Source organism: Vibrio sp. 10N.261.55.A7, from assembly GCF_002877365.1.
Classification (GTDB): Bacteria; Pseudomonadota; Gammaproteobacteria; order Enterobacterales; family Vibrionaceae; genus Vibrio.
Genome location: NZ_MCWZ01000065.1, coordinates 1 through 5,589 on the forward strand (window position 1 = coordinate 1; position 5,589 = coordinate 5,589).

Annotated in this window: 4 protein-coding genes; all 4 read left to right on the forward strand. The window is 40.8% G+C overall.

What is annotated here, in order from left to right; genetic code table 11:
• On the forward strand, nt 1-1,114 hold a 1,114-nt coding region (locus BCU12_RS05215; RefSeq protein WP_198599256.1), incomplete at its 5' end, for a restriction endonuclease subunit S.
• 142 nt (nt 1,115-1,256) lie between these two features.
• Complete coding sequence (locus tag BCU12_RS05220; RefSeq protein ID WP_102403301.1) at nt 1,257-2,954, forward strand: AAA family ATPase; 1,698 nt, start codon at nt 1,257-1,259, stop codon at nt 2,952-2,954.
• Complete coding sequence (locus tag BCU12_RS05225; RefSeq protein ID WP_102403302.1) at nt 2,951-3,826, forward strand: hypothetical protein; 876 nt, start codon at nt 2,951-2,953, stop codon at nt 3,824-3,826. The genes BCU12_RS05220 and BCU12_RS05225 overlap by 4 nt, the downstream gene beginning before the upstream one ends.
• Before the next feature lie 44 nt (nt 3,827-3,870).
• Nucleotides 3,871-5,415 carry a class I SAM-dependent DNA methyltransferase gene (locus BCU12_RS05230; RefSeq protein WP_102403303.1) on the forward strand — a complete coding sequence of 515 codons (1,545 nt, stop codon included), beginning with the start codon at nt 3,871-3,873 and terminating at the stop codon, nt 5,413-5,415.
• Nucleotides 5,416-5,589 lie beyond the last annotated feature (174 nt).

Consider the following 5,589-nt stretch of genomic DNA (forward strand, 5'->3'; position numbering starts at 1 on the left):
TTTTTCAGAGTTTGATAAAGGTGTTGAAGAACTCAAATCTGCACAAATAAAGCTCACTCAATATCGTCAATCGTTATTAAAAAGTGCAGTTGAAGGGTCGCTTACGCAACAATGGCGAGAAGCTAACGGCGGGAGTACTCAGGAAACTGGTGAGCAATTATTAGAGCGAATCCTTACAGAGCGTCGTGAGCATTGGGAAGTGCAAAAACTAGCAGAGTTCAAAGCCAAAGATAAAAAGCCACCTAAAAATTGGCAGGCTAAATACCCTGAGGCAGCAACTCCTAATATATCAGACTTACCTGAGTTGCCCATCGGTTGGGTATGGGCAACCATAGATCAGTTGGCAATCAATAAGCGTTATGGTTCATCGTCAAAAACAAATGATGACAGCTCTGGCGTACCTGTACTACGTATGGGTAACATTCAAGATGGTAAGTTAGATTACGGCAACTTAAAGTTTTTACCTGTCGATCATAAAGAGTTTCCTGATTTATTGCTTAATGACGGTGATTTACTATTCAATCGTACCAATAGTGCTGAGCTTGTTGGTAAAACTGCTGTTTATAGAGATATAGGCAAGCCAGTGTCTTATGCTTCTTACCTTATTTCGGTTACTTTCTCGGAACATGTGTTACCTGAAATTGCAGCCTATTATATAAATTCTGTTCTTGGTAAAAAGTGGTTATCCGAGGTAATGAACCAGACTGCGGGTCAAGCGAATGTAAATGGCACCAAACTGGGACATTTAGCTATCCCTCTTCCTCCAAGTGCAGAGCAGAAGGCTCTTATAGATGAAATAAGCAATGAATTTGATTCAGTCGATAGGCAAGTAGAGGCCACTGCTCTTGGATTAAAACAATCAGAAGCCCAAAGAAAAAATATTCTTAAGTCAGCATTTTCAGGACACTTAGTGCCGCAAGACCCTAATGACGAGCCTGCCTCTGTATTGTTAGATAAAATAAAAACTGAACGTGAAGCTCTGGCAAAAATGCCTAAGACTCGTACGCCACGTAAGCCTAAAAAAAAAGTTGATGTAATGGATACTTTACTCGAAGTTTTAACCGCAGAAGAGGGCTGGATTGATGCCCAAGAAGCTTTTAAAAGTGTGGCATAGTTGATGGCACCTCAACGGATCGCATCGAAAAAATCTACACAGAACTGCGAAAGCTTGAAAAGGTAGGTCAAGTTGAGATTGAGCGCAATGGTGATGGCTACGATCAACTAAAGCTGATGACGAAAGCAGACAAGGAAGACTAATGCGCTTAGCCTCATTTACAATAGGTTCAGACCGTGAAGGTGACCGCCAAAGGTTTAAGAATCTAAAAAACGTTACTATCGACTTTGAAGAAGAAGAGTGGATCACGCTAGTTATAGGTTGGAATGGCACAGGTAAATCAAATGTCCTTGAGGCTTTAGCTACGGTTTTTCTAGAGTTGATAGGCAAGCCGCAAAAAAAAGGGACACACTCTAAACCAGAAGCCCCGAGTTTTGCTTACGATATTGAGTACATTTGCCATGGTAAGTATGTAAAAATTAGTGCAGACCCAGATAGTAAAAAAGCTAAATATGTCATTTCATACAAACTAGCTGAAGCATCTCCTGCTACGCAGAATGACTTGTTCGAGAATGGAAATACTTATCAAAAAATATCGCTAACGGATTTTACTAAACAAAGAGATGACTTTTTGCCTAAGTATGTCTTTGGTTATTATTCTGGTCATAGCGAACGAATGCATGATGTGTTTTTACCGTACCTGGAAAAGTATGATGACAACCTGAGAAATGGTATTAATCCAGGGTTGCGAAAACTGTTTTATGCAAAGCCTGTACATAGTCAATTCGCATTGTTGGCTTTCATGCTCAATCGTGATGAGTTTATTACTGATTTTCTTGAGAATCATTTTGGAATAGACACTGAAGTTGGTATTGATTCGGTACTATTTGTATTAAATCAGCCGCCATGGAAGTCTAACGCGCCAGATGGTGACTCTAGATTTTGGATGTCTAGAGGCGTAGTAAAAGACTTTTTGTCGGACTTGTATGATATCGCATTAGCCCCTATCCGCATTGAACAGACAGTGCAAAAGAGCTTGTGGAATAGCACTAAACTTGAACACCTCTACCTCTATGTTAAAGATATAGACTCTTTAGAGCGTTTAGTCGGTGACAAATCACCGAGTGACTTCTTCCAGCAGCTAGAGAGTACCTATGTATCGGAACTTATTAGCGAAGTGCGAATTCGAGTAAAGCTAAAAAAGAACGATGGTAGCGTTACTTTCCGTGAACTCAGTGAGGGTGAGCAGCAACTACTCACCGTATTGGGTTTGCTTAGATTTACAGCAGAAGAAGAAAGCTTGTTCTTACTAGACGAACCAGATACGCACTTAAATCCTAAATGGAGCGTTGATTACATAGACTATTTGAACAAGTTCGTTACTTCTGGCTCAGATGGTGAGAACAACAGTCACATCGTTCTAACAACACACAACCCTATTGCTATTGCTGAGTTGACACGAGATCAAGTACAGATTTTAAGTCGTGATGATGAGTCACGAATAATTGAATCTCATAAGCCTCACTATGATCCTCAAGGTATGGGCTATGCGGGCATTATTACCAGTGACATGTTTGGGCTCGGATCGTCACTGGATAAGCGGACTCAAAAGCGTTTAGAAACATATAGAGCATTAGCAAGTATTGAAAATAAAACAAGATTCGAAGAGCTACGCTTTCAAGTTATTTCTGAGTGGCTAGATAATGATCGTTTCAGTATGTCGCAGCGAGATGATGATTATGAACGATACATAAAAATTCGTAATACGCTGCTATACGAAAAGTCTGATGCGGATAGTTTGCAAGAACTGGTGGACTTTGCATTAAGCTTGTCTCAAGAAGAGCGAGACGAAGTTGCTAAGCAGGCAATCACAAAGTTATTAGGTGAGGATAATCAGTGAGGTTTGTAGATAACACATTTGTAGACTTACCTGATGGTTGGGACGATAGAGCTGAATCAGCTACAGAAGCATTGGTCGGTGGCACTATTGTCGCTGATGACCGTAGCTCGGTCTGGAAGGCATTGAAAGAAAGTTTAGAAGAACTATCAAATGGAAGGTGCTGGTACTGTGAAACTAACATTCCTCGAACAGACAATGCGGTAGATCACTATCGACCTAAGGGGAAAGTGCAAGGAGTTGAATTTTCAGAGGATGAAAAAACTTTAGTCAGATGTGAAATAAATCCAGAACATACAGGTTATAAGTGGGCAGCATTTAAATATGAGAATTTCCGCTTTTCATGTCAACACTGCAACGAGTATAGAAAAGATCTGCAAGGGACCGGGGGCGGGAAGTGGAACTACTTTCCCTTAGTAAATGAGCCAGAACGTGCCTATGACGAGTTAGACGAAGACAATGAGGTCCCCGTTTTACTCGACCCGTGCAAAAGGTTAGAGTGGCGGCTTCTTTCGTACGATAAGTCTGGAGTTCCATTTTCTAGGTTCGAAAAAGATAGCCCTGAAGATATTAAAGTAAGGTTCTCTATAAGGTTGTACCACCTTGATCAAAAGCGATTAAACGAAGGACGTGTAGGTCAGTGGAGGCTGTTTAAGCCTCTGATCGATGATGCTAAGAAGTGGTATTTGAAAAAACTTCGACAGGATCAAGGTGCTGATGCCTGCTTTGAGAAAGAGTTGCGAAAAGTAGGGATGTGGTTTCATCCAAAAAGCAAAAATACCTATCTGGGGTTTCTGGTTTATCAGTTAGAGCAAGATAAAGACAAAGACACGTTGCATCCATGGATTGGTGAATTAATTAGAACTGTAGGCTGATAGTATCAGTGCTACGCTAGAAAGATGATTATTGAGATTGACAAATGAATGCACCAGCATTAGTACAAAAAGTTTGGAATTACTGTCATACATTGCGTGATGACGGTGTAGGGTATGGTGACTACTTAGAGCAGCTTACATACCTACTGTTTTTAAAAATGGCACATGAGTATGCGCAGCCTCCCTACTCAAGGGATACTAAAGTTCCCAATGAGTTCAATTGGGAAACGTTGCAGGGGTTAAAGGGGGAAAAACTAGAAGAACAGTACCGTAAGGTGTTAAAAAATCTAGCAAAAGAAAATGGCATGATTGGTGCTATTTTCTACAAGTCTGAAAATAAAATCCCCGATCCGGCTAAGTTGTCTCGTATCGTTAAAATGATTAACGATGAAAATTGGATAAGCTTAGACTCAGACGCTAAAGGCGACTTGTATGAAGGGCTATTGCAGAAGAATGCGGAAGACACTAAAAGTGGTGCTGGCCAGTACTTTACGCCACGGGCATTGATTGATGCAATGTTGGCTTGTGTTCGCCCTGAGCCTAAGAAAACCATCTCCGATCCAGCCTGTGGTACAGGTGGGTTCTTCTTAACAGCTAGTGACTGGATCACCTATGGTGACGAGCAGTGGATTGAAAAAGGCATGAGCCATTGGAATCCATCAAAGTATGATGAAAGTATCATAGCAAAATCCAAGTTAAACAAAGACCAAGTCAAGTTTTTGCGTGACGAAACCTTTCGTGGGAATGAGATTGTTCCATCTACGCGCCGCATGTGTTTAATGAATCTGTTTCTTCACAATATCGGTAGTATCGATGGCGAGCCTGAAGTCGAACGAGCTGACGCTTTACTTACCCCGATAAAGGGTGAGGATAAGGTTGACTATGTGTTAGCTAATCCCCCTTTTGGTAAGAAAAGCAGCATGACCATCACTAATGCTGAAGGTGGTGAAGATAAGGATGCTCTAACCTATGAGCGTCAGGACTTCTGGGCTACAACCACAAACAAACAATTAAACTTCTTACAGCATATAGTTTCAAGCTTGAAGGATACCGGTAAAGCTGCAGTAGTCCTGCCTGATAACGTGTTATTCGAAGGTGGGGCTGGTGAGCGCATACGCCGTAAGTGGCTAAACAACTGCGATGTACATACGATTTTACGATTACCAACAGGTATCTTCTATGCCAATGGTGTTAAAGCAAACGTAGTGTTTTTTGATAATGCTGCTCGTGATGAAAAAGTCCACACCAAAGGTATTTGGTTTTATGACTTGAGAACGAATAAGCATTTCACACTGAAACAACGCCCAATGATGTTGAGTGATCTGAAAGACTTCATTCAGTGCTATAACCCTGGAAATCGTCACGAACGTGAAGAGGCAGAACGATTCAAATACTTCGCGTACGATGAACTAATCAATCGTGATAAAGCTAGTCTAGATGTCTTTTGGCTTAAAGATGATAGCCTAGACAATTTAGATAACCTACCTGCGCCTGATATTTTGCAGCAAGAGATCATAGATCACCTAGAGGCTGCATTGGCTGCCTTTAAAGATGTTGCAGCTGGATTATCAGTTTCAGCTTCTGAATAAACTTAGTGCTGAGTATAAATGTAGGCAATTATTCCTTGCCTACATTTAATCACTAGCAGTATATTGGACAGGTTTGCAAGAAGCTGAACAATTTTCTGATTAACACTTGAAATGTACTACCATCCTTTTAATTATTAATTTCTAAATAAATTTTAAATTCACTCGGTACAAGCG